General features: G+C 73.8%; 21 protein-coding genes. 5 read left to right on the top strand and 16 right to left on the bottom strand.

Annotated features, from left to right (window positions below):
• The first annotated feature begins 25 nt into the window (after window positions 1–25).
• Window positions 26–256, top strand: coding sequence for a hypothetical protein (locus tag QWJ41_RS02035; protein WP_302705506.1), 231 nt, complete (start codon window positions 26–28; stop codon window positions 254–256).
• A gap of 84 nt (window positions 257–340) precedes the next feature.
• Here the strand turns inward: QWJ41_RS02035 and QWJ41_RS02030 are convergent, their stop codons facing one another.
• From QWJ41_RS02030 to hemL, 7 genes are all read right to left on the bottom strand, one after another.
• A complete protein-coding gene (locus QWJ41_RS02030; RefSeq protein WP_302705505.1) occupies window positions 341–691 on the bottom strand; it encodes a hypothetical protein in 351 nt (116 codons plus the stop codon).
• 115 nt (window positions 692–806) lie between these two features.
• On the bottom strand, window positions 807–1,820 hold the full coding sequence (gene ccsB, locus QWJ41_RS02025; protein WP_302705504.1) for a c-type cytochrome biogenesis protein CcsB: 1,014 nt from the start codon (window positions 1,818–1,820) through the stop codon (window positions 807–809).
• Window positions 1,820–3,433, bottom strand: coding sequence for a cytochrome c biogenesis protein ResB (resB, locus tag QWJ41_RS02020; protein ID WP_302705503.1), 1,614 nt, complete (start codon window positions 3,431–3,433; stop codon window positions 1,820–1,822). The genes ccsB and resB overlap by 1 nt, the downstream gene beginning before the upstream one ends.
• Window positions 3,430–4,185, bottom strand: coding sequence for a cytochrome c biogenesis CcdA family protein (locus QWJ41_RS02015; RefSeq protein WP_302705502.1), 756 nt, complete (start codon window positions 4,183–4,185; stop codon window positions 3,430–3,432). Before QWJ41_RS02015 ends, resB begins: the two co-directional genes overlap by 4 nt.
• Window positions 4,182–4,772 (bottom strand): TlpA disulfide reductase family protein, encoded by a 591-nt coding sequence (locus QWJ41_RS02010; protein ID WP_302705501.1) that lies wholly within the window; start codon window positions 4,770–4,772, stop codon window positions 4,182–4,184. The genes QWJ41_RS02015 and QWJ41_RS02010 overlap by 4 nt, the downstream gene beginning before the upstream one ends.
• A gap of 2 nt (window positions 4,773–4,774) precedes the next feature.
• Complete coding sequence (locus QWJ41_RS02005) at window positions 4,775–5,455, bottom strand: histidine phosphatase family protein (RefSeq protein ID WP_302705500.1); 681 nt, start codon at window positions 5,453–5,455, stop codon at window positions 4,775–4,777.
• Window positions 5,452–6,741 carry a glutamate-1-semialdehyde 2,1-aminomutase gene (gene hemL, locus QWJ41_RS02000; RefSeq protein WP_439117298.1) on the bottom strand — a complete coding sequence of 430 codons (1,290 nt, stop codon included), beginning with the start codon at window positions 6,739–6,741 and terminating at the stop codon, window positions 5,452–5,454. Before hemL ends, QWJ41_RS02005 begins: the two co-directional genes overlap by 4 nt.
• Window positions 6,742–7,094: 353 nt before the next feature.
• Between hemL and QWJ41_RS01995 the strand changes: the two genes are divergently transcribed.
• On the top strand, window positions 7,095–8,309 hold the full coding sequence (locus QWJ41_RS01995; protein ID WP_302705496.1) for a lytic transglycosylase domain-containing protein: 1,215 nt from the start codon (window positions 7,095–7,097) through the stop codon (window positions 8,307–8,309).
• Window positions 8,310–8,389: 80 nt separating this feature from the next.
• Here the strand turns inward: QWJ41_RS01995 and hemB are convergent, their stop codons facing one another.
• From hemB to QWJ41_RS01960, 7 genes are all read right to left on the bottom strand, one after another.
• The gene (hemB, locus tag QWJ41_RS01990; protein ID WP_302705495.1) at window positions 8,390–9,394 is read right to left on the bottom strand and encodes a porphobilinogen synthase; all 1,005 of its coding nucleotides are present in this window, start codon (window positions 9,392–9,394) and stop codon (window positions 8,390–8,392) included.
• 19 nt (window positions 9,395–9,413) lie between these two features.
• Window positions 9,414–11,063 (bottom strand): bifunctional uroporphyrinogen-III C-methyltransferase/uroporphyrinogen-III synthase, encoded by a 1,650-nt coding sequence (locus QWJ41_RS01985; protein WP_302705494.1) that lies wholly within the window; start codon window positions 11,061–11,063, stop codon window positions 9,414–9,416.
• On the bottom strand, window positions 11,060–12,025 hold the full coding sequence (hemC, locus tag QWJ41_RS01980; RefSeq protein ID WP_302705671.1) for a hydroxymethylbilane synthase: 966 nt from the start codon (window positions 12,023–12,025) through the stop codon (window positions 11,060–11,062). The genes QWJ41_RS01985 and hemC overlap by 4 nt, the downstream gene beginning before the upstream one ends.
• Window positions 12,026–12,072: 47 nt before the next feature.
• Window positions 12,073–13,368, bottom strand: coding sequence for a glutamyl-tRNA reductase (locus QWJ41_RS01975; RefSeq protein WP_302705493.1), 1,296 nt, complete (start codon window positions 13,366–13,368; stop codon window positions 12,073–12,075).
• A complete protein-coding gene (locus QWJ41_RS01970; RefSeq protein WP_439117293.1) occupies window positions 13,365–14,072 on the bottom strand; it encodes a redox-sensing transcriptional repressor Rex in 708 nt (235 codons plus the stop codon). The genes QWJ41_RS01975 and QWJ41_RS01970 overlap by 4 nt, the downstream gene beginning before the upstream one ends.
• A gap of 196 nt (window positions 14,073–14,268) precedes the next feature.
• Window positions 14,269–14,517 carry a glutaredoxin family protein gene (locus QWJ41_RS01965; RefSeq protein WP_302705491.1) on the bottom strand — a complete coding sequence of 83 codons (249 nt, stop codon included), beginning with the start codon at window positions 14,515–14,517 and terminating at the stop codon, window positions 14,269–14,271.
• On the bottom strand, window positions 14,514–16,202 hold the full coding sequence (locus QWJ41_RS01960; protein WP_302705489.1) for a class I adenylate-forming enzyme family protein: 1,689 nt from the start codon (window positions 16,200–16,202) through the stop codon (window positions 14,514–14,516). Before QWJ41_RS01960 ends, QWJ41_RS01965 begins: the two co-directional genes overlap by 4 nt.
• A 132-nt stretch (window positions 16,203–16,334) precedes the next feature.
• Here QWJ41_RS01960 and QWJ41_RS01955 point away from each other — a divergent pair, with 132 nt between their 5' ends.
• The 3 genes from QWJ41_RS01955 to QWJ41_RS01945 all read left to right on the top strand — a co-directional run bounded on the left by QWJ41_RS01955 (window position 16,335) and on the right by QWJ41_RS01945 (window position 19,548).
• On the top strand, window positions 16,335–17,219 hold the full coding sequence (locus QWJ41_RS01955; protein WP_302705488.1) for an HAD family hydrolase: 885 nt from the start codon (window positions 16,335–16,337) through the stop codon (window positions 17,217–17,219).
• Between the two features lie 129 nt (window positions 17,220–17,348).
• A complete protein-coding gene (locus QWJ41_RS01950; protein ID WP_302705487.1) occupies window positions 17,349–18,203 on the top strand; it encodes a sigma-70 family RNA polymerase sigma factor in 855 nt (284 codons plus the stop codon).
• Window positions 18,204–18,324: 121 nt separating this feature from the next.
• Entirely contained in the window at window positions 18,325–19,548 is a 1,224-nt protein-coding gene (locus QWJ41_RS01945) for a DUF5667 domain-containing protein (RefSeq protein WP_302705485.1), read from the top strand.
• A gap of 87 nt (window positions 19,549–19,635) precedes the next feature.
• Here the strand turns inward: QWJ41_RS01945 and QWJ41_RS01940 are convergent, their stop codons facing one another.
• Together QWJ41_RS01940 and QWJ41_RS01935 are read right to left on the bottom strand one after the other, a co-directional pair.
• On the bottom strand, window positions 19,636–20,871 hold the full coding sequence (locus tag QWJ41_RS01940) for a lysophospholipid acyltransferase family protein (protein ID WP_302705483.1): 1,236 nt from the start codon (window positions 20,869–20,871) through the stop codon (window positions 19,636–19,638).
• Window positions 20,864–21,949, bottom strand: coding sequence for an NAD-dependent epimerase/dehydratase family protein (locus QWJ41_RS01935; RefSeq protein WP_302705482.1), 1,086 nt, complete (start codon window positions 21,947–21,949; stop codon window positions 20,864–20,866). The genes QWJ41_RS01940 and QWJ41_RS01935 overlap by 8 nt, the downstream gene beginning before the upstream one ends.
• Window positions 21,950–22,026 lie beyond the last annotated feature (77 nt).

Below are 22,026 nucleotides of genomic sequence, written 5' to 3'. Positions count from 1 at the left end.
ACCGGGCAGCGCCTACATTGGAGGGGTGCTGAAGTTCCTGCTGGTGGTGGCCGTCGTCGGTCTCGTCACCTACCTCGCCGTCCGACTGGTGCAGCGGCGCCTGCCCGGTGGTGGCACGCCCGCGGCCCGCCGCCCCCTGCCGGGCCCCCGGCCGAAGCCCAAGCCGAAGATGGTCGCCCCCGACGACGACGAGGACTTCCTGCGCGACCTCGAGCGCAAGCGTCGCCACCCCGAGGACCCCGAGAGCCCCGCCTGACGGCCGAGCAGTCACCTTCGCACCAGCCACCGGTCACTTTCGCACCAGCCACCGGTCGCCTCCGCACCGCAGCGGCGTACGGCCTCAGGGGCGGAACAGCTCCAGCTCGCTGCCCCAGCCGTCGACGACGGGCCCCAGCACGGGGCGCGGGCGCTCGGCGTCGAAGGCGGAGCATCGAGCCACGACCTCGCTGAACGTCTCCCTGATCGCGGCCGGGTCGCCGTCGAGCGTGCCGACGACGAGCCCGAGCAGCCGCTCGGCCTCCCAGCCCGGCAGCGGGTGCGCGCGCAGCTCCCACGGCAGGTGCTTGTGGTACGGCCGGACCCGGCCCGCCAGGGAGAAGACGGCGTTGCGCCCGGCGACCTCGTGCAGCACGTCGCGGTGCTCCTGCGAGACGTGGTCCGGGAGGCGCAGGACGTGCTCGGTGGTCGTCACCGTCAGCACTGTCCACCAGCGGCCGCTCCTCGGGCAACGGGGTTTCCCGGAGGTGCGGAGCCGACTGCTCGGTGGTGCGGGAGTGACCGGTCGGTGGTGCGAAGGTGACTGCTCGTCAGTCGAGGGGTGAGGCGACGGCGCTGGAGGCGTCGGCGTAGGAGTGCTGGGAGCTGCTGGAGAAGAAGTTGATCCCGATGAAGTTGAACCACAGGGTCGCGAGCCCGACGAGCGCGATGATCGCGGCGTTGCGGCCCTTGAAGCCGGCCGTGGAGCGGGCGTGCAGGTAGGCGGCGTACACGACCCAGGTGATGAAGGCCCAGACCTCCTTGGGGTCCCAGTTCCAGTACGACGCCCAGGCCTCGTGCGCCCAGATCGGCCCGGTGATGAGCACCGCGAAGGTCCACACCGGGAAGCCGAAGGCGTGCATCCGGTAGGAGACCCGGTCGAGGACGGCCGGGGCGGGCACCCGGGCCAGGTAGCCGGTGGTGCGCTCGGGGTGCTTGGCCGCGGCTCGCTCCTTGAGCAGGTAGAGCACCGAGGTGATGCCGCCGAGCGTGAAGGCGCCGGTGGCGATCACGGCGGAGACGACGTGGATGACCAGCCAGGGCGAGTTCAGCGCCTCGGTCAGCGGCGAGACCGGGGCGTAGAGCCAGATCTCGGCGACCATCAGCAGCACCAGCACGGTGGCGACCACGATCGGGGCCATCCAGCCGAGGGCGAAGCGGCGGCGGGTGGCCAGGTAGAGGGCGGCGACCACGAAGGTCCCTGAGAGCGTGAACTCGTACATGTTGCCCCACGGCACCCGGTTGGGATCCGCAGCCATCCCGCGCGCGACCAGCGCGACCAGGTGCACGCCGGCGCCCAGCCAGGTCAGCAGCAGCCCGAGCCGGCCGGCCATCAGCACCCGGCGCTCGTGGGTCTCGTCGGTGCCCGACGAGCCCGAGGTGCCCGACTCGTCGAGGGCGAGGTCTCCCCCGGCGCCCGCCGAGACGCGTGCGACCTCGGCCGAGGCGGGGACCTTGCGCAGCAGGCTCCACTCCACCAGGTGCGAGAGCATCGCCAGGAAGTAGACGGCGCCGGCGGCGGCGACGGCCTGCTGGCTCAACGCCTCCCAGGACGGGTCGGTCATCACTGCTCCTTCTCGGCTGCGGGACGCAGCGACTCCACGATATCGGCGAGCACCAACGCCACGTCGCCGCCGCCGGAGCGGTCGAGGGCGGCCAGGTCCACGACGGTGCGCCCACCCTCACGGCGCGCGCGCACCCACACCCGGCGCGGCCGGATGAACAGGCTGCCCAGCAGCCCCAGCAGGGCCGCCACGACGCCGACGAGGGCCACCACCTTGCCGGGGCTCTGGCTGACCTGCACCCGCACCCACGGCTGCACGCCCTCGAAGGTGACGCTGCCGAGGCCGTCGGGCAGCTCCTGGGTGGCGCCGGGCTGCAGGTCGACGCGCAGCGGGCTGCCGTCGGCCTTCGTCACCTGCTCGGCGTCGTCCTTCTCGAGGATGTAGACCGACTGCGAGCGCCCGCCGTCGAGGCCCAGGTCGCCGCGGTAGACCAGCATCGAGATGGCCGGGTTGAGGGTGTCGCCCATGACGTTGACGGGGTCGCCGCCGATGTTGACGAAGGTCGGGTAGAACAGCCCCTCCAGGCCGAGCCCGTCGGGCTCGGCGGCGGGCGCCTTGATGACGCCGAAGGACAGGAAGCTCTGGTCCTGCGGCAGGAAGACCCGCGGCCCGCTGGCCACGACCTCGCCCCGCTCGTCGCGCACCGTGATCACGGGCGCGTAGCCGTGGCCGACCAGGAAGACCTCGGAGTCGCCGATCTGCAACGGGTGGTTCACGCGCAGGTCGTAGTCCTGCTCGGGGGCGCCCGGCTCCTCCCGGTAGCGCAGCTGCGCCACGAAGTTGCGGGCCTGTCCCCGGGCACGGCCCTCGGTGAGCCACTCGACCTCGAAGTCCTCGACGTCGAAGGAGAACGGCTCCATCTCGTCGGCGGAGAACGCCGAGCCGGGCACGAAGTCGTCGTACTGGGTGAGGTTGTTGGAGAAGCCGTTGCCGACCAGCACGATCACGCCGCCCTTGTAGCCGAACAGGCTGCCCATCGCGAAGCCCACCAGCACCACGATGATCGAGAGGTGGAAGACCAGGTTGCCGACCTCGCGCAGGTAGCCGCGCTCGGCGGAGACCGCCCCGGCGCCGGGCCCCTCGGCCTCGACCGGGCGCAGGCGGTAGCGGCGGCGCCGTAGCTCGGCACGGGCCTGCTCGAGGACCTCCTCGACCCCCTCCTGGCTCTCGTACGACGCGTGGTCGGGCAGGCGGCCCAGGTTGCGCGGCGCGGCGGGCGGGACGGCGCGGATGTTGCGGGCGTAGACGAGGGTGCGCGGGATGATGCAGCCGACGAGGCTGATCATCAGCAGCACGTAGATGGCCGCGAACCAGACCGAGCCGTAGACGTCGAAGAGGTCGAGCCACTCGTAGACCGGCGTCAGCCGCGGGTGGTCCTCGCGCCAGCGCGACGCGGCGAGCGCGTCGACGCCCTGCTGGGGCACCACCGAGCCGGGCACCGCGGCCAGGGCGAGCAGCAGCAGCAGGATCAGCGCGGTGCGCATCGAGGTCAGCTGGCGCCAGGCCCAGCGGCCCAGCTCGCGCGGGGTCAGCTCGCCGGCCCGCCGGCCGTCGGGGCGGGGCTCGCCGGCGGCGCCTGCCCCGGGGCCGGCGTCGAGGTCGGTGCCGGTCATATCGCCACCTCGAAGTCGGAGACCAGCTCGCCCTGCAACCAGGTGACCGCGTAGTCCCACCAGCCGGTGACCAGCAGCACGCCGACCGCCACCATCATCAGCCCGCCGGCGCGGGTCACCCAGACCTGGTGCCGGCGCACCCAGGCGAAGGCGCCCAACGCGCGGCGCCACAGCAGCCCGGCGAGCACGAACGGCACGCCGAGGCCGAGGGTGTAGAAGGCCAGCAGCAGGGCGGAGCGCCCGGCGGTGCCCTCGCTGTAGCCCAGCCCGAGGATCACCCCGAGGGTGGGCCCGATGCAGGGCGTCCAGCCCAGCCCGAAGAGGAACCCGAGCACGGGCGCGGCGCCCAGACCGACGGCCGGCACCTTGTGCACCCGCAGGTCGCGCTGCAGCCACGGCACCAGCCCGATGAACGCCAGGCCCAGCACGATGGTGAACAGGCCGAGCCAGAAGCTGATGGTCGACTGGTTGAAGCGGAGCCAGGTGCTCACCGAGCCGGCCAGGGCGCCCAGGGTCACGAAGACGGCCCCGAAGCCGGCGACGAAGAGGACCGAGCCGGCCACCATCCGGCCGCGGCTGCCCCGGCCCTCGGCGATGTCGGCCCCCGAGAGCCCGGTGGCGTAGGAGAAGTAGCCCGGCAGCAGCGGCAGCACGCACGGGCTGAAGAACGAGACGAGGCCGGCCAGCACGGCCAACGGCGCCGCCAGCGCCAGCGAGCCCGAGGACGCGGTCTGCTGCAGCCAGTCGGTCACGAGGGGGACTCCTGGGTCGACTCCTGGGCCGACTCGACCAGCGTCAGCAGCGTGGTCTTCGAGGGGATCTCGCCGCTGATCACCGAGGCCACCCGGCCCTCGGCGTCGAGCACCAGGGTCGAGGGCGTCGCCTTGGGCGAGGTGCGCCCGGGGAAGGCCAGCAGGGCCTGCCCGTCGGGGGCGTAGATCGAGGGGTAGTCGACACCGAGGCGGTCCTCGAAGACCTGCGCGTCGGCGGCGGAGTTGTCACGGATGTTGATGCCCACGAAGGCGACGTCGTCACCGGTCTCGGCGTCGGCCTCGGTGAGCATCGGCATCTCCTTGATGCACGGCCCGCACCCGCTCCACCACACGTTGACCACCACGACCTTGCCGCGCTGGTCGGCGAGGTCGTAGGTGCCGCCGTCGACGGTCTCGCCGGAGAGCTCGATGGGGCCCTCGCGGTCGCCCACCTCGTACTCCACGACCTGGCCGTCGCCGGGCACGTAGCCGGCGTCGTTGGTGCCCGACAGCGACGAGCACCCGGCCAGGGGCAGCACGAGCGCGACCACGGGGGCGAGCCCACGGGCCGCCAGCCGGCTTCTCATCCTCAAGGCCGCTTCTCCTCCGGGGCGCCGCCCGCCGAGAACGGCGCCGAGCGGTCGCCGGTCGGGATCAGGTCGCCCGCGGGCTCGGAGTACGAGACCTGCGCGAGACGCTCGCCGACGAAGTGGAAGGAGGTCAGCGAGCACAGCGTGCACTGGCGCTTGCGGGGGTCGTGCAGGAAGGAGCGGCCCTCGGCCGCGAGCCGGGTCGTCCAGATCGGCAGCTGGTGGGAGACCAGGACCCCCTCGTGGCCCTGCGCCTCGCGCCGCGCGTCGTGCACCGCGCTCATCATGCGGGCGACGACCTCCTTGTAGGGCTCGCCCCACGAGGGCTTGAAGGGGTTCCACAGGTGCCGCCACGTGGAGGGCTTCTTGAGCGCGTTGTGGCCCGGGCCGAACTGCTCGCCCTCGAAGACGTTGGTCGACTCGATGACGCGGTCGTCGGTGACGATGTCGAGGCCCAGGGCCTTCGCCAGCGGCCGGCCGGTCTCCTGGGCGCGCTCCAGCGGCGAGGAGCGCAGGTGCACGATGTCGCGGTGCCCGATCTGCTCGGCGATCCGCTCGGCCATCCGGTGACCGAGGTCGGAGAGGTGGAAGCCGTCGCGGCGGCCGTAGAGGACGCCGTCGGGGTTGTGCACCTCGCCGTGGCGCAGCAGGTGGACGATCGTGTCGGGGGTGCCGGTCATCGCACGGGCCTCTCGGTCGCGGCGGCCGCTCGGGCGGCCTCGGGCAGGGCGTCGAGCACGGTCTGCACCGCGCGGTCGTCGTGGGCTGCGGAGAGGAACCACGCCTCGTACGCCGACGGCGGGAGGTAGACCCCGCGCTCGAGCATCGCGTGGAAGAAGGCGCCGTACGCCGCGGTGTCGGTGCGCGAGGCGTCGTCGAAGTCGCGGACCGGGCCCTCGGCGAAGAAGACCGAGAACATCGTGCCGGTCGACTGGATGGTGTGCGCGACGCCGGCGGCCTCGAGCGCCTCGGCGGCGGCGGCCTTGATGGTCTCGCCGGCGCGGGTCAGGTGGTCGTAGACCTCGGGGGTGGCCAGGCGCAGGGTGGCCAGGCCGGCGGTGGTGGCGACGGGGTTCCCCGACAGCGTGCCCGCCTGGTAGACGGGGCCCTCCGGGGAGAGGTGGCCCATCACGTCGGCGCGCCCCCCGAAGGCCGCAGCGGGGAAGCCGCCGCCCATCACCTTGCCGAAGGTGACCAGGTCGGGGCGCCAGCCCTCGACGGCGCCGTCGAGGCCCCACTGGCCCTGCCGCGAGACGCGGAAGCCGGTCATCACCTCGTCGCTGACGAACAGCGCGCCGTGGCGGGCGCAGGTCGCCGCGAGGAACTCGTTGAAGCCCGGCTCGGGCGGCACCACGCCCATGTTGCCGGCGGCGGCCTCGGTGACCAGGCAGGCGATCCGGTCGCCGTGCTCGGCGAAGACCGCCTCGACCGCGGCCCGGTCGTTGTAGGGCAGCACCAGGGTCAGCTCGGTCGACGACGCGGGCACGCCGGGGGTGCCGGGCACCGCGAAGGTGGCCAGGCCCGAGCCGGCCGAGGCCAGCAGCGCGTCGACGTGGCCGTGGTAGCAGCCGGCGAACTTCACCACGACGTCGCGGCCGGTGAAGCCGCGCGCCAGCCGGATCGCCGACATCGTGGCCTCGGTGCCGGAGGAGACGAAGCGGACCTTCTCGACCGAGGTGCGCTCGACGATCTCCTCGGCGAGCTCCACCTCCGGCTCGGTCGGGGTGCCGTACGACGTGCCGCGCGCGACCGCCGCCTGCACCGCCTCGAGCACCTCGGGGTGGGCGTGGCCCAGCAGCATCGGGCCCCACGAGCAGATCAGGTCGACGTAGGAGTTGCCGTCGACGTCGTGCAGCCACGCCCCCTGGGCGGAGCGGATGAAGCGCGGCGTGCCGCCGACGGCGTTGAACGCGCGCACCGGCGAGTTCACCCCGCCCGGGGTCACGCGGTGGGCCCGGCGGAACATCTCCGCCGAGGCGTCGGTCGTCACGTGCTGCTGGCCTGCGCTCACCCGGCCATTGTCCCCATCACCGAAAAGCGCGTCACGCCGGTGCCGACGGCCCCGACGGGCGGGGTGGTCCAGCCCACTGCCCGAGCCCCGGCCACCCACCCCCTCGTGGCCGGGTTTGCCCTGCCCGGACGGGGGGCACCGTCCTGGTGCGGGCGGCCGGCCGTCCGCGGCCCGGGCTCCGGCGAACGGCTGTGCCCGTAACGTCGGTATGGGAGGATCGTTAGGTCGGTCACAGGTGCTTGAGGGAGCACACCTACCAGCAGCGCCGGCGCGAAGCAGCCGGCAGGACGACAAGGGGAGACGACGCGATGCCCGCACAGCGAACAGGCCGCCTGCAGAGGACGACGGCCCTGGTGCCGCTCGGCCTGCTCTCGGCAGCGGTCACCGCCAGCCTGGTCGGCGCCTCCCCCGCGACGATCAACGCCTCCGAGCAGGTCGTGAGCCCCACCGAGGTCTCCGCCCTGCCCGACGGCACCAGCGTGCCGACCGAGGCCATCGAGGCCCCGGCGAGCGTGTCGACCGGTGACGTCGTCGCCGCGGGCCTGCGCGGCAAGAACGCGCAGCGCGTGGTGGCCACCGCCTCGAACTCCGACATCCCCTCCGCCGCCCTGGCCGCCTACCAGCGTGCCGAGACGGTCATCAACGAGGCCGACAAGTCGTGCAACGTCACCTGGCAGCTGATCGCGGCGATCGGGCGCGTCGAGTCCGACCACGGCCGCTACGGCGGCAACGTGCTCGACGACGAGGGCGTGGCCCGTCCCGGCATCTACGGCATCCCGCTCGACGGCAAGCGCGGCACCGCGCTGATCCGCGACACCGACGCCGGCCAGTTCGACAAGGACACCACCTTCGACCGGGCGATCGGCCCGATGCAGTTCATCCCCTCCACCTGGTCGGTCGTGGGCGTCGACGCCGACGGTGACGGCCAGCGCAACCCGCAGGACGTCGACGACGCCGCGCTCGGCACCGCCGTCTACCTCTGCTCCGGCGACGACGACCTGTCGACGACCGCCGGGCAGGAGAAGGCGGTCTTCCGCTACAACAACTCCGACGAGTACGTCGACCTGGTGCTCTCGATCATGGATGCCTACATGTCGGGCGACTACACCTCGGTGCCCACCAACACCATGGCCGCGCAGACCTTCGCCCCGGACCCGACGTTCACGCCCCCGAAGCCGGCCAGGCCGACCAAGGGCCCCCAGCCGGGCCCGTCGCAGCAGGGCCCCGGCCCCTCGCAGCCGGCCCCGGAGCCGGCGCCCGAGCCCGCCCCCGAGCCCGAGCCCGAGTCGCCGGCCCCGCCGGTCGGCGGCGGCAACGGCGGCAACGGCGGCGGCGGCCTGGGCATCCCCGGCGCCCCGACGCCGACGCTGCCGGCCCTGCCCTCGACCAGCGTGTCGGTCGTCGACGAGGTGCTCAGCTACGCCCAGGCGGTGCTGCAGTGCACGCTCGACGGCTACGTCGACAACATCCTCAGCAGCAACGACCCCTTCGACAAGTGCGTGAACAAGTACATGGGCAAGTAGCCCACCACCCAGCACTACATCAGCGAGGAGCCCCGACCGGTCACCGGTCGGGGCTCCTCGCGTCTGTGCGGCTCAGGTGCTCAGGTGCGCAGCAGCCGTGCGGCCTCGGCCGCCCAGTAGGTCAGGATGACGTCGGCGCCGGCGCGGTGGATCGAGCCGAGCGTCTCGAGGATCGCGGCCTCGCGGTCGATCCAGCCGTTCGCGGCGGCGGCCTCGACCATCGCGTACTCACCGGAGATGTTGTACGCCGCCACCGGCACGTCGACGGCGTCGCGCACCCGGCGCACCACGTCGAGGTAGGCCAGGGCCGGCTTGACCATCACCACGTCGGCACCCTCGGCGACGTCGAGCAGCGCCTCGCGCACGCCCTCGACCGCGTTGGCTGGGTCCTGCTGGTAGGTGCGCCGGTCACCCTCGAGGCAGGAGTCGACCGCCTCGCGGAAGGGCCCGTAGAAGGCGGAGGCGTACTTCGCGGAGTAGGCCAGGATCGAGACGTCGGTGTGCTCGGCGGCGTCGAGCGCCTCGCGCACGACCGCGACCTGGCCGTCCATCATCCCGCTGGGCCCGACCATGTCGACGCCGGCGTGGGCCTGCGCGCGCGCCATCTCGGCGTACGCCGCGAGCGTGCGGTCGTTGTCGACGCGCCCGTCGGGGGTCAGCAGCCCGCAGTGCCCGTGGTCGGTGAACTCGTCGAGGCACAGGTCGCTCATCACCGTCAGCGCGTCGCCGACCTCGCCGACCACGTCGGTGATCGCCAGGTTGAGGATGCCGGCGGGGTCGACGCCCCCCGAGCCGGTGGCGTCGCGGGTCTCGGGGATGCCGAAGAGCATCACCCCGCCCAGCCCGAGCTCGGCGGCCTCGGCGACCGCGGCGAGAAGGCTGGAGCGGGTGTGCTGCACGACCCCGGGCATCGAGGAGATCGGCTGCGGCTCGCTGATCCCCTCGCGCACGAAGAGCGGCAGCACCAGCTGGCGCGGGGCCACCTGGGTCTCGGCGACCATCCGGCGCATGGCCGGGGTGGTGCGCAGCCGGCGTGGCCGGACCACGGGTCCGGCCACCGCGCCCTCGAGCCCGTCGCTGCTCACCGTGGCTCCCCCGCCCCGCTCAGGACCGCGAGGTCGCGCGGCGCCGGGCCGCCGGCTTGCGCTCGGACGGCTTGGTGACCGGCTGGCCCTCCTCGAGCAGCGCGAGCCGGCGCGCGGCGCCGAAGTCGGCGAGCGCGTCGACGAGCACGTCGACGTCGGGCTTGGGCGAGAGCACGTCGACGCGCAGCCCGTGCTCCTCGGCGGTCTTGGCCGTGGCCGGACCGATCACCGCGATGACGGTGGAGGGGTGCGGCTTGCCCGCGATCCCGACCAGGTTGCGCACCGTGGAGGAGGAGGTGAAGACGACCGCGTCGAACTTGCCCGACTTGATCGCGTCACGCGTCGGCGCCGGCGGCGGGGTGGCGCGCACGGTGCGGTAGGCGGTGACGTCGTCGCACTCCCAGCCCAGGTCGATCAGGCCGGCGACCAGGTTCTCGGTCGCGATGTCGGCGCGCGGCAGGAAGACCCGGTTGATCGGGTCGAGCACGTCGTCGTACTCGGGCCAGTCGGCCAGCAGCCCGGCGGCCGACTGCTCGCCCGAGGGCACCAGGTCGGCGCGCAGGCCCCAGTCGGCGATGGCGCCGGCGGTCTTGTCGCCGACCGCGGCGATCTTGAGCCCGGAGAAGGCGCGGGCGTCGAGGCCGTACTCCTCGAACTTTTCGCGCACGGCCTTGACGGCGTTGACCGAGGTGAAGGCGATCCACTCGTAGCGGCCCTCGACCAGGCCGCGCACGGCCTTGTCCATCTGCTGGGGGTTGCGCGGCGGCTCGACGGAGATCGTGGGGACCTCCTCGGGCACCGCGCCGTAGCCGCGCAGGCGGGTGGTCAGCGGACCGGCCTGGTCCTTGGTGCGCGGCACCAGGACCCGCCAGCCGAAGAGCGGCTTGGTCTCGAACCACGACAGCGTCTCGCGCAGGTCGACGACCTTGCCGACCACGATGACGGCCGGGGGCGCCATCCGGGCCGCGCGGGCGTCGGCGCCGATGTCGGCGAGCGTCGAGGTGACGGTGGCCTGCTCGGTGGTGGTGCCGACCCGGGTCATCGCGACCGGGGTGGCGGGCGAGCGGCCCGCCGAGACGAGCGCCTTGGCGATCTCGGCGACCTGGCCCACGCCCGAGAGCAGCACCAGGGTGCGGTCGTCGGCGTACTGGCTCCAGTCGACGGTGCCGTCGCAGGTCACGACCGCGACCTCGCGGTGGTCCTTCGTGGTCAGCGGGATGCCGGCGTACGCCGGGACGGCGCCGACCGAGGAGACGCCCGGCACGATCTCGAAGCCGAGGCCCGCCTTGGCGCAGGCCTGGGCCTCCTCGGGCCCGGAGGCGTAGAGGAACGGGTCGCCGGTCATCAGGCGGACCACGCGGCGGCCCTTCTTGGCGTGCTTGAGCACCACCTTGGCGCGTGCGGCGTGGGTCAGCGGCTGGCCGTCCTCGCCGAAGCCGCCGTCGACGACCTCGGGGGCGCCGGGCTCGCCGTCGCCCACCTCGGTGCCCAGCAGCCGGCTGACCAGCTCCTCGTGCTCGGGTGACTCGGTGACGACCACCTCGGCCTGGCGCAGCAGCTCGACCGCGCGCAGGGTCATCAGGTCGGGGTCGCCGGGGCCGCTGCCGACGAACGACACCCAGCCGCGTGCCCGCTCGGTCGGCTCGGTCGTGGTCTTGCCTCGCGTCATGCTTCTCGCACCTTGTCTGCTTCGGTGGTGGCCGCTGGACCTGGCTGGCCCAGCTGTCCTGCCCCGTCGGCGAGCATCTCTGCTCCCAACCGGGTCCCGACGCCCACGGCGTCGGCGGGGCTCCCGGTGGCGGACATCCGCACCGAGAGCGTCCCGTCGGGCGAGAGCGCCACGGCCCTCACCCACAGCTCTTCCTCGTCCTCGCCCTCGACGACCTCGGCCAGTGCCCCGATGGGGGCCGAGCAGCCGCCCTCGAGGGTGGCCAGCACGGCCCGCTCGGCGTCGACGGCTGCCCGGGTCGGGACGTCCTCGAGCACCGCGAGCGCCGTGGCCAGCTCGTCGTCGGCCCGGCACTCGACCGCGAGCGCGCCCTGCCCGGGGGCGGGCAGCACCTGCAGCGGGTCGAGCACCTCGGTGACCTCCGCGAGCCGGTCGATGCGGGACAGGCCGGCCCGAGCCAGCACGACGGCGTCGTAGTCGCCGCTGCGGACCTTGCCGATCCGGGTGTCGACGTTGCCACGAACGCCGACCACCTCCAAACCGAGCCCGAGGGCGTGCAGCTGCGCGGCGCGCCGCGGGGAGCCGGTGCCGACCACGGAGCCGACCGGCAGCTCGCCGAGGGTCAGGCCGTCGCGGGCGACGACGACGTCGCGGGGGTCCTCGCGCAGCGGCACGGCCGCCACCACGATCCCCTCCGCGGGGTAGGTGGGCACGTCCTTGAGGGAGTGCACCGCCACGTCGACCTCGCCGCGCAGCAGCGCGTCGCGCAGGGCGCTGACGAAGACGCCGGTGGAGGAGGAGCCGACCAGCGAGGTGCTGGCCGCCTGGCTGCGGTCGCCGTCGGTGGTCACCTCGACGAGCACCGCCTCGCGGCCCAGCCGCTGGCGGATCATCTCGGCGACGTGCCCCGACTGGGTGGTGGCCAGCGTGGAGCGGCGGGTGCCGACCCGCACCGGCGGCAGCGCAGCAGGGTCCACAGCGGGGTTGGTGGTCTGGTCGGTGATGTCGGTCATGAGGACAGTCCCTCCGGCCTGGTGACGGCGGAGACGGCTTCGGGGTCGAGCGCGAAGAGCTCGGCGAGCGCGGCGGCGTACGACACCGCGCCGGTCTCGTTGGCCAGCTCGCGCACCCGCACCGTCGGCTCGTGCAGCAGCTTGTCGGCGACGCGTCGCACGGTGTGCAGCACCTCGGCGCGCGCGGCCTGGTCGAGGTTGGGCAGCCGGGTCTCGAGACGCGACATCTCGGCGTCGACGACGCCGGTGGCCATCGAGCGCAGCGCCACCACGGTCGGGGTCACGCTGGCCTGGCGGCGCGCGGTCAGGAAGGCGGCGACCTCCTCGGTGACGATGTCGCGCACCGCGCGCACCTCGGTGCCGGCCTCGTTGTCGTCGACCTCGCTGGCCAGGGCCGCGAGGTTGATCAGGGTGACCCCGTCGAGGTCCGCGGCGCTCGGCTCGACGTCGTGGGGCAGGGCCAGGTCGATGATGGTCAGCGGGCGGCCGGCCAGCGTCTCCTCGAGCATCGCGGCGCCCACCTGCACGCCGGTGGCGCCGGTGCAGGTCACCAGCAGGTCGACCTCGCCGACCTCGTCGGCGAGGCGGTCCACCGGGGCCGTGCGCGCGCCGTACTCGCGGGCCAGCCGCTCGGCGCGCTCGGCGGTGCGGTTGAGCACCACGATGTCGGCAGCGCCGTGCCGGGCCAGGGTCGCGGTGGCCAGCCCGGCCATCGACCCGGCCCCCAGCACCGCGACGCGGCGCCCGGCCACGTCGCCGAGGGTGCTGCTGGCGCGCCGCAGGGCCGAGGCGATCAGCGACGGGGCGGCCCGGTCGATGTCGGTCTCGGCGCGCGAGCGCTTGCCCACGCGCAGCGCCTGCTGGAAGAGGCTGTTGAGGGCGGGCCCGACCGTGCCGAGCTCCTGGCCCAGGCGCAGCGCCTCGCGGGTCTGGCCGAGGATCTGGCCCTCGCCGACGGCCATCGAGTCCAGGCCCGCCGCGACCTGGAAGAGGTGCGAGACCGCGCCGTCGTCGTAGTGCACGTAGAGGTGCGGCAGCATCGCCTCGGTGCTCTCGCCGGCGCGCTCGATGAGCAGGGTCGAGAGCTCCTCGACCGAGCCGTGGAAGCGGTCGACGTCGGCGTAGATCTCCAGCCGGTTGCACGTCGAGATCACCGTGGCCTCGGCGACGTGGGCCGCGCCGGAGGCGGCGCCGACCAGCTTGGCGACGCTGTCGTCGTCGGTGCCGGCGACCCGCTCGAGCAGGGAGACGGGGGCGGAGTTGTGGGAGAGGCCCACGACCAGGACGCTCATGCGGGCCTTCCTTCCAGCGCCCCGTCGACGGGACGCTCGACGGCGGCAGCACCCAGCGCCTTGCGCTGCTCGTGGTAGGCGAGGATCTGCAGCTCGATGGACAGGTCGACCTTGCGCACGTCGACCCCGGGGGGCACGGCGAGCACGGTCGGCGCGAAGTTGAGGATGCTGCGGATGCCGGCGGCGACCATGTGGTCGGCGACGTCCTGGGCCGCGGGGGCCGGGGTGGAGATCACGCCGATCGCGACGCCGTGCTCGTGCACGATCGCCTCGAGGTCGGAGAAGGGGCGCACGTCGACACCGGCCACGACCTCCTGGTGGCGGCGGGGGTCGGCGTCGAGCAGCGCGACGACCCGGAAGCCGCGGCTGCGGAAGCCCGAGAAGTTCGCCAGCGCGTGGCCCAGGTTGCCGATCCCGACGATGACCACGGGCCAGTCCTGGGTCACGCCGATCTCGCGCGCGATCTGGTAGCGCAGGTACTCCACGTCGTAGCCGACACCGCGGGTGCCGTAGCTGCCGAGGTGGGACAGGTCCTTGCGCAGCATGGCGCTGTTGACACCGGCCGCGGTCGCGAGGTGCTCGCTGGAGCAGGTCGCGGTGCCGGCCTCGGAGAGGCCGGTGAGGGCTCGCAGGTAGACCGGCAGCCGTGCGACGGTCGCCTCGGGGATGTCCCGCGACGCCTCGGAGGGGGTCCGTTCGGTCACTTCAGTGCTCTCCATGCCCAGCCGCGGGACGGGGACCGAGGGGCCCCGGATCGTCCGAGCGACCTCGCCACTGTAGGAGTTTGTGAACGCGAGAACAAACCGAGCCGGAGCCGGTCCGGCAGGTGGGCTAGCACATGTGAGAACCCCCACCCCCACCGGGCCCCACGAGGCCGGCGCGGGCCGCGGTCGACGCGCGTCAGGCGCCGAGGGCCCGCCGCAGCCGCACCGGGTCGACCCGCCAGTAGTCGTGCTGGCGGCCGTCGACGAAGGTCACCGGGATCTCCTCGCCGTAGCGGCGGGTCAGCTCGGGGTCGTCGTCGATCGACACCTCGTCGTAGCGCTCGCCCAGCTCGGCGCAGACCGCCTCCACGACCGTGCGCGCGTCGTCGCACAGGTGGCAGCCCGGTCGGGTCAGCAGCCGCACCCGCGGCTCGGGGGCGCTCACGACAGCAGCTCCAGCGCGCGCCGGCGCTCCTGGGCGCGCAGCGTGCCCTTGCGCACCTTGCCGGTCACCGTCACCGGCAGCGAGTCGACGACCTCGACGCGGCCGGGCACCTTGAACCTGGCCAGGCGCTCGGCGCAGTGCGCCTGCACGGCGGCGACGACCTCGGCGGGGTCGGCCTCGGGGGCCACCACGAAGGCCACCACCGCCTCGCCGGTCACGTCGTCGTCGACCCCGATCACGGCGGCCTCGCGCACGGCCTCGACCTCGCGCACGACGTCCTCGACCTCGGTCGGGTAGACGTTGAACCCGGAGACGACGACCAGCTCCTTGACCCGGTCGACCAGGAACAGCTCACCGCGCGGGTCGAGGAGCCCGACGTCGCCGGTGGAGAACCAGCCCTCGGCGTCGGGACCGTCGGCCCCGTCGGGCCAGTAGCCGCTGAAGAGGTTGTCGCCGCGGACCCGGATCTCGCCCGGGTCGCCCGGCTCGGCCGCGCGCCCCGACTCGTCGACCAGGCGCAGCTCGATGCCCGGCAGCGCGCTGCCGACCGAGCCCGGGGTGGGCCGGGCCGGCTCGCCCGCCCCGGCGGGCGGTGGCACGCACAGGGTGCTGGTCACGACCGGGGCCGCCTCGGTCAGCCCGTAGCCCTGGTGCACCACCAGCCCGGTCGCGGCGGTGAAGCGCGCGACGGCGGCCGGGTCGAGCGGCGCGGAGCCGGAGAGGATCAGCCGCACCGGGCCCAGCCGCTCGGCCAGCGTCTCGTCGGCACGCCAGTGGCGGAAGACCGGCGGCGCCACCGGCAGCACGCTGCAGGCCTCGTCGTCGACGACGTCGAGGATCGTCTCGGGGTCGTACTCGCGCACCAGCACCAGCTTGGCGCGGTGGCGCAGCGCGCTGCCGAGCACGGCGTTGAGCCCGTAGACGTGGAAGAGCGGCAGCACCCCCAGCACCACGTCGTCGCCGTGCATCATCGGCGGGCGCACGGCGCCGACCTGCTCGATGTTGGCCAGCAGCGCCCGGTGGCTGAGCATCGCCGCGCGCGGGTGCCCGGAGGTCCCGGAGGTGTAGAGCAGCACCGCGAGCCGCTCGCGGTCGCGCACCCGGGGCACCTCGACGGGGGTCGCGTCGGCGCGCAGCCGCGCGAAGGCCCACTCCCCCGGACCGGGCTCGGCGCCGACCACCACGACCCGGGGATCGGCCGCCCGCGCCAGCAGCTCGGCCGGCAGCTCCTCGCCCGGGGCCTCGCCGGCACGAGCGGCCGCGAGGTCGGCGACCGCGCGGCGTACGACGTCGATGGCCGCGGGCCCGGCCACCACGAGGCGGCTGCCGGAGTCGGCCAGCATGCGCGTCAGCTCGCTGGGCGTGGAGCGCGGGTTGACCGGGACGGCCACGGCGTGGACGCGCAGGACGGCGAGATAGGTGGTGACGAGCTCGATGGTGTTCTCGAGGGCCAGCACCACCCGGTAGCCGGCGACCACGCCGACCGCCGCGAGCCCGTGGGCCAGCCGCGCCACCTCGTCCTCGAGCTCGGCCCAGGTCACGCTGCGGCCGTCGGCCTCGACGAGGGCGAGCTTGTCGGGCGACTCGGCCGCGGCGGCCACGACGAGGTCGCTGAGGTCCTCGGGGAGCGGCGCGACCTGGTCGGCGTCGTCATCGGGACGCCCCCGCGTGCTGCCCTGGTCCATCCGGCGATGCTCCCACATCGTCGGCGGCACGACAGGCGGGTGCAGGAACCGGTCACCGCTCCCGCGCCCGACAGGCCGACGAGAGCCCTGGGAGCCCTGGGAGCCGGGGCCGCGATCTCCTAGGGTGGCGACGTGACCCCGCCCGCCGAGCGCCGGACCCTGCCGAACCTCCAGCAACGCTCGACGCTGGCGGGCGAGGCGGCCGCGGCCGCCGCCGAGGTGGAGACGGCGTTGACCACACCCAGCGACCCCACCTCGGCGGCCTTCTTCGACGTCGACAACACGATCATGCAGGGCGCCAGCATCTTCCACCTGGCCCGCGGCCTGCACCGACGCAAGTTCTTCACCACTCGCGAGATCGCCGGCGCCGCCTGGAAGCAGGCCTACTTCCGGGTCGTCGGGGTCGAGGATCCCGAGCACGTCGCCGACGCCCGCAACTCCGCGCTGGGCTTCATCGCCGGGCACACCGTCGCCGAGCTGCAGGAGCTCACCGAGGAGATCTTCGACGAGGCGATGGCCCACCGCATCTGGCCCGGCACCCGGGCCCAGGCCCAGCTGCACCTCGACCAGGGCCAGCGGGTCTGGCTGGTCACCGCCGCCCCCATCGAGATCGCCCAGGTCATCGCCCGGCGCCTGGGCCTGACCGGCGCGATGGGCACCGTGGCCGAGCACGACGGCGGCGTCTACACCGGCCGCCTCGTCGGTGACATGCTCCACGGCCCGGCCAAGGCCGAGGCGGTGCGGGCCCTGGCCGAGCGCGAGGGCCTCGACCTGCAGGCCTGCTCGGCGTACTCCGACTCCTTCAACGACCTGCCGATGCTCACCATGGTGGGCGACCCCTGCGCCATCAACCCCGACTCCCGGCTGCGCGCGCACGCCCGCGAGGCGGGGTGGCGGGTGCGCGACTACCGCACTGGACGCAAGGCAGCGCGCGCCGGGCTGCTGGTCGGCGCGGCGGCGGGCGCCGTCAGCGGCACGGTCGCGGCCGGGGTGGCGCTCCGCTCCCGCCGACACTGACCGGCCCCGCGCGCCTCACGCCCTCGCAGAAAGATTTTCGGTATACGACTGTTTCGGTTCCCAGACCCCCGGATCCGTCGTACCCTCGAAGTCGCTCTGGGAGAGAGCATGCATGGGAGGGAACACTCGATGGCGCCGCACGCCGACGTGAAGCCTGGCTTCGACGCCTTGCGACGCCTGGTCATCCGCGCCCTCGACGACGCCGCTCGCGCGACCTCCACCCTCGCACCGCTCCCCGCCCTGACCCCGGCCCTGGCTTCTGCGGCCACGCCCGGCGCCTCGCCCTCGCGGCTGCTCGCGCTGCTGATGGCGACGGTCTCCGACGACAGCCTGCACGCCGACATCGACGGTCCGGCCGGCCCGGCCGGCCCCGCCACGCCCGGCGGCGCGTACGACGACAGCGCCCTGGCCACGTCGTCGGAGGAGTCCGCGACCGACCGCCAGCGCCTGATCGCCCTCGTCGAGCTGGCCCGCAAGGGCGACGTCGAGGCCTTCGGCCTGCTCTACGACCACTACCAGGGCTCGGTCTACCGCTTCCTCTTCCACCGCACCCGCTCGGCGACGCTCGCCGAGGACCTCACCTCCGAGACGTTCTTCCGGGCCCTGCGCTCGATGCAGGGCTTCCGCTGGCAGGGCAAGGACTTCGGCGCCTGGTTGATGACCATCGCCCGCAACCTGGCCACCGACCACTTCAAGGCCGGCCGCACGCGCCTCGAGATGACCACCGAGGACATGGGTCAGCACGACGACGCGACCGAGGGTCCCGAGGCGATGGTGCTGGCGGGCCTGACCAACGAGATCCTGCTCAAGGCCCTGACCGAGCTGCCCGACGAGCAGCGCGACTGCCTGGTGATGCGCTTCCTGCAGGGGATGAGCATCGCCGAGACCGCGGCGGTGCTCGGTCGCAGCGACGGGGCCATCAAGCAGCTGCAGCTGCGCGGCGTGCGCAACCTCGCCAAGCTGATGCCGGAGGGCCTGCGATGAGCCCGATGACGCCTGCGTCACAGGCCGTAACCAACCCTCGCGACCGGTCGTTGAGCCGGGTGTCGAGTCGTCGTGCTGACGCCTCGCACCCCAGCCCCGCCCACCGAGAAGGAACCCACCGATGAGCCCCGTGTTCGCGGCACGACGACGTGCCGAGGAGTTCGACGCCCTGGTCGAGGCCCGCACCGCGGGCCGGCCGGTCGACGACGCGCGGTTCGACGACCTCCTCGACGTCGTGGGCGCCCTGCGCTCCACCCCCCAGCCGCAGGCCCGCCCCGAGTTCGTGGCCGACCTGCGCGAGCAGCTGATGACCGCCGCTGCCACCGAGCTGCGCCCGGCCGCCACGGCCTCGCCGGCCACCGCCGCGCGCCTCACCGTGGCGCCCCAGCGCACCCGCCGCGACCGCCGCCTGGCCGCCGCCGTGGGCGGACTGGCCATCGTCGGCGCGTCGAGCACCATGGCGGTCGCCTCCCAGTCGGCGCTGCCCGGCGACGTGCTCTACCCGCTCAAGCGCGCCATCGAGAACGTCTCCACCGGCGTCAGCACCAGCGACGAGCGCCGCGGCGGGAGCCTGCTCTCCCACGCCGCCGGCCGTCTCGCCGAGGTCGACGCCCTCTCCCGTGCCCAGGACGGCCAGGACCTCGAGGCGATCGAGAGCACGCTGGTCACCTTCACCGAGCAGGCCGCCGAGGCCAGCCAGGTCCTGATCAGCGACTACGCCGAGACCGGCGACGAGTCCACGATCGTGGAGCTCCAGGAGTTCACGGTCGAGAGCATGGACACCCTCGAGGACCTCTCCGCGGTGCTGCCGGCGCCGGCCCAGGACGTGCTGGTCACGGCCGGCACCCTGCTCGCCGAGATCGACCAGGCCACCCAGCAGCTCTGCCCGGCCTGCCCCGGCTCGACGATCGGGCAGGTGCCCGCGTTCCTCGTCAGCGCCGCCGAGGCCCTGCTCGGCGACCTGGTGACCCCCTCCTCCGACGACAGCCGCGCGGCGGACGGGTCGCGCGAGGGCTCCGGACCGAGCAAGGGCCCCAAGAAGAACGGCGCCGGCTCGGGCGACGCCCCGTCGACCAGCACCCCTCCGGGCACCGTCACGCTGCCGACCCCGGGCTCCGCGCCCTCGCAGGGCGCGGGCGGCGGCGACCAGCAGGGTGGTTCGGGCTCCGGCACCGGCCAGCACCCGCTGTCGGGCGTCACCGGCAACCTGCCCGGCACCGGCACCTCCACCGGCAACGGTGGCGGCGGCAAGGGCGGCGGCGGTGTGGTGTCCGAGACGGTCGAGGACGTCGTCGACGGCGTCAACGGGCTCGTCGAGGGCCTCACCGACCCGCTGCACCCCTGATCCGACCGGACCTGGACTGACGAACTGGTCTCACCCGACCTGGCACCCGCTGCGGTCCGTGCCGCCCCGACGTCGTCGGGGCGCTGGTCAGCGGAAGACCGACTCGCGCTGGCGCAGCAGGGTGTAGAGCGTCTGCTGGATCGTCTCGCGCACCTGGTCGGTGACGTTGAAGACCAGCATCGGGTCGTCGGCCGCGCCGTCCTCGAACTCGTCGGTGCGGATCGGCTCGCCGAACTCCAGCAGCCACTTGGAGGGCAACGGCACCAGGCCCAGCGGGCCCAGCAGCGGGAACAGCGGCGTGATCGGGATGTAGGGCACGCCGAGCAGCCGCGCCAGCGAGGGCACGTTGCCCACGAGCGGGTAGATCTCCTCGGCGCCCACGACCGACAACGGCACGATCGGCACCCCGGTGCGCAGCGCGGCCGAGACGAAGCCACCGCGACCGAAGCGCTGCAGCTTGTAGCGCTCGGCGTACGGCTTGCCGATGCCCTTGAAGCCCTCGGGCCACACGCCGACCAGCTCGCCACCCCGCAGCATCCGCTCGGCGTCCTCCTGGCAGGCCAGGGTGGCGCCGCCCTTGCGGGCAAGGGCGTTGACCACGGGCAGCCGGAAGACCAGGTCGGCACCCAGGGGGCGCAGGAACCGCTCGGCGTGGTCGTGGATGGAGACCATCGTCATCAGCCCGTCGACGGGCACGGTGCCGGAGTGGTTCGAGACCACCAGCGCCCCGCCGTCGGCGGGGATGTTCTCGATCCCGCGCACCTCGATGCGGAACCACTTCTGGGCGATGGGCCGCAGGGCGGCCATGAAGAAGCGCTGGGTGACCTCGGCGTCGAAGCCGTACTCGTCGACGACGTAGTCGCCGGTGACCCGGCGGCGCAGGAACGCGAGGAAGCGCGCCAGCTGACCCTCCCACTCCTCGCCGAAGAGCTCGCGGGCGGCGTGCTGGAAGGCCGAGAGCCAGTCGCCGACGGGGATGCCGGCCGAGGGGTGGCGCTCCTCGGTCGTGGTGGGCGGACGCGGGTCCGCGCCGTCCTGCCCGGACCGGGTCTGCTGGGCCTGGGCCGGATCCTGGGACCGGTCGGAGGCGGCGGGCCGGTCGCTAGCGGGCGGCTGCGGCGCCTCCTCGGGCGAGGGCGGGTTGTCCGACTCCGACGGGTCCGCGACGTCCGGGCTGTCGGTGGGGGCGTCCTCCCCCGGGGGCGGGGTCGACCGGCGGCGCGGCGGCCCGGCCAGCCCGCGGGCGGCCGAGGACGGCTGCGTGCCGGTGCCCCGACCGGGGCGTCCGCGGGTGCCGATGGGGATGATCTCGGCGTCACCCATGCCGACCTCCCGGGACTCGTCGTTCGTCGTCGTCGACCGGGCGCAGCGGCTCGGGCCGGTCCGGGGTCTCGCCCTGCTCGGGGAAGGCCGCGGCCAACCCGTCGAGCAGGCGCTCGGCCCGCCCGCCGGTGCGCGGCAGGGTGGCCCCGAAGTCGGTGAGCGCCTCCGCGGTGGAGCGGACCGGGTGGAAGCCCAGCTCGGTGCGCATCCGCGTGGTGTCCACCCCGCGCCCGTAGGTCAGGAAGCTGACCTGCTCGGGCGAGAAGTCGGCGACCCGGGCCGAGCGCAGCGCCGAGCCGAGCGAGCCGACCGCGAAGCCCGGCAGGGCCAGGGTCGGGCGGCGCAGCCGGCGCAGTGCCTGGGAGAGCATCACGACCCCGTCGCCGGCGACGTTGAAGGTGCCGGCCACCTCGTGGGTGACCGCGTGGTGCAGGACCGCGAAGAGGTCGTCCTCGTGCAGCAGCTGCAGGCGCGGGTCGTAGCCGGCGACCGTGGGCACGACCGGCAGGCGCAGGTAGGAGGTCAGCGGGCTCTGCACGTGGGGGCCCACGACGTTGGCGCAGCGCAGCAGGGTGACCCGCACGTCGCCGCGACGGCGCGCGAAGCCGCGCACGTAGCCCTCGACCTCGGCGACGTCCTTGGCGTAGCCGGCGCGCGGGGCGCGACGCGGCTCCATGTCCTCGGTGAACATCGCGGGATCGCGGCTGCTGGCGCCGTAGACGGTCGTCGTCGACTTCACGACGACGTCGCGCACGCTGGGTGCGCGCTGGCAGGCCGCGAGCAGCTGCATCGTCCCGATGACGTTGAGCTCCTTCATCGTGCCCCGCCCGCCGGCACTGCCAGGGGTGGCGATGACGCTCATGTGGACGACGGTGTCGACGTCCTCCTTGGCGATCACCTTGGCGATCACCGGGGTGCGGATGTCGGCACGCACGAAGGAGACCTCGCCGATGTCGCCGCGAGGGGGCACGGCGTCGACCCCGATCACCCGCGATACCGCGGGGTCGGAGGCGAGGGAGCGCGCGGAACGACGACCGAGGTCTCGTGAGACCCCGGTCACCAGGACGACCTTGCCCATGTTCGCGTCCGATTCCCTCGAGAGCTATCGACGTCGTGCTGGGTGGTGCGCCACCTGCGCGGGCCCGTGGCCCGCGC

Source organism: Nocardioides cremeus, from assembly GCF_030518195.1.
Classification (GTDB): domain Bacteria; phylum Actinomycetota; class Actinomycetes; order Propionibacteriales; family Nocardioidaceae; genus Nocardioides; species Nocardioides cremeus.
This window is presented reverse-complemented; position numbering and strand designations above follow the sequence as displayed.

What these genes read in the sequence shown, in the direction of transcription:
- ccsB (WP_302705504.1), bottom strand. Translation starts at nt 1,820, where the DNA reads ATGACCGACCCGTCCTGGGAGGCGTTGAGCCAGCAGGCCGTCGCCGCC.
- resB (WP_302705503.1), bottom strand. Translation starts at nt 3,433, where the DNA reads ATGACCGGCACCGACCTCGACGCCGGCCCCGGGGCAGGCGCCGCCGGC.
- QWJ41_RS02010 (WP_302705501.1), bottom strand. Translation starts at nt 4,772, where the DNA reads ATGAGAAGCCGGCTGGCGGCCCGTGGGCTCGCCCCCGTGGTCGCGCTC.
- QWJ41_RS02005 (WP_302705500.1), bottom strand. Translation starts at nt 5,455, where the DNA reads ATGACCGGCACCCCCGACACGATCGTCCACCTGCTGCGCCACGGCGAG.
- hemL (WP_439117298.1), bottom strand. Translation starts at nt 6,741, where the DNA reads ATGTTCCGCCGGGCCCACCGCGTGACCCCGGGCGGGGTGAACTCGCCG.
- QWJ41_RS01995 (WP_302705496.1), top strand. Translation starts at nt 7,095, where the DNA reads ATGCCCGCACAGCGAACAGGCCGCCTGCAGAGGACGACGGCCCTGGTG.
- QWJ41_RS01985 (WP_302705494.1), bottom strand. Translation starts at nt 11,063, where the DNA reads ATGACGCGAGGCAAGACCACGACCGAGCCGACCGAGCGGGCACGCGGC.
- QWJ41_RS01975 (WP_302705493.1), bottom strand. Translation starts at nt 13,368, where the DNA reads ATGAGCGTCCTGGTCGTGGGCCTCTCCCACAACTCCGCCCCCGTCTCC.
- QWJ41_RS01960 (WP_302705489.1), bottom strand. Translation starts at nt 16,202, where the DNA reads ATGGACCAGGGCAGCACGCGGGGGCGTCCCGATGACGACGCCGACCAG.
- QWJ41_RS01950 (WP_302705487.1), top strand. Translation starts at nt 17,349, where the DNA reads ATGGCGCCGCACGCCGACGTGAAGCCTGGCTTCGACGCCTTGCGACGC.
- QWJ41_RS01945 (WP_302705485.1), top strand. Translation starts at nt 18,325, where the DNA reads ATGAGCCCCGTGTTCGCGGCACGACGACGTGCCGAGGAGTTCGACGCC.
- QWJ41_RS01940 (WP_302705483.1), bottom strand. Translation starts at nt 20,871, where the DNA reads ATGGGTGACGCCGAGATCATCCCCATCGGCACCCGCGGACGCCCCGGT.
- QWJ41_RS01935 (WP_302705482.1), bottom strand. Translation starts at nt 21,949, where the DNA reads ATGGGCAAGGTCGTCCTGGTGACCGGGGTCTCACGAGACCTCGGTCGT.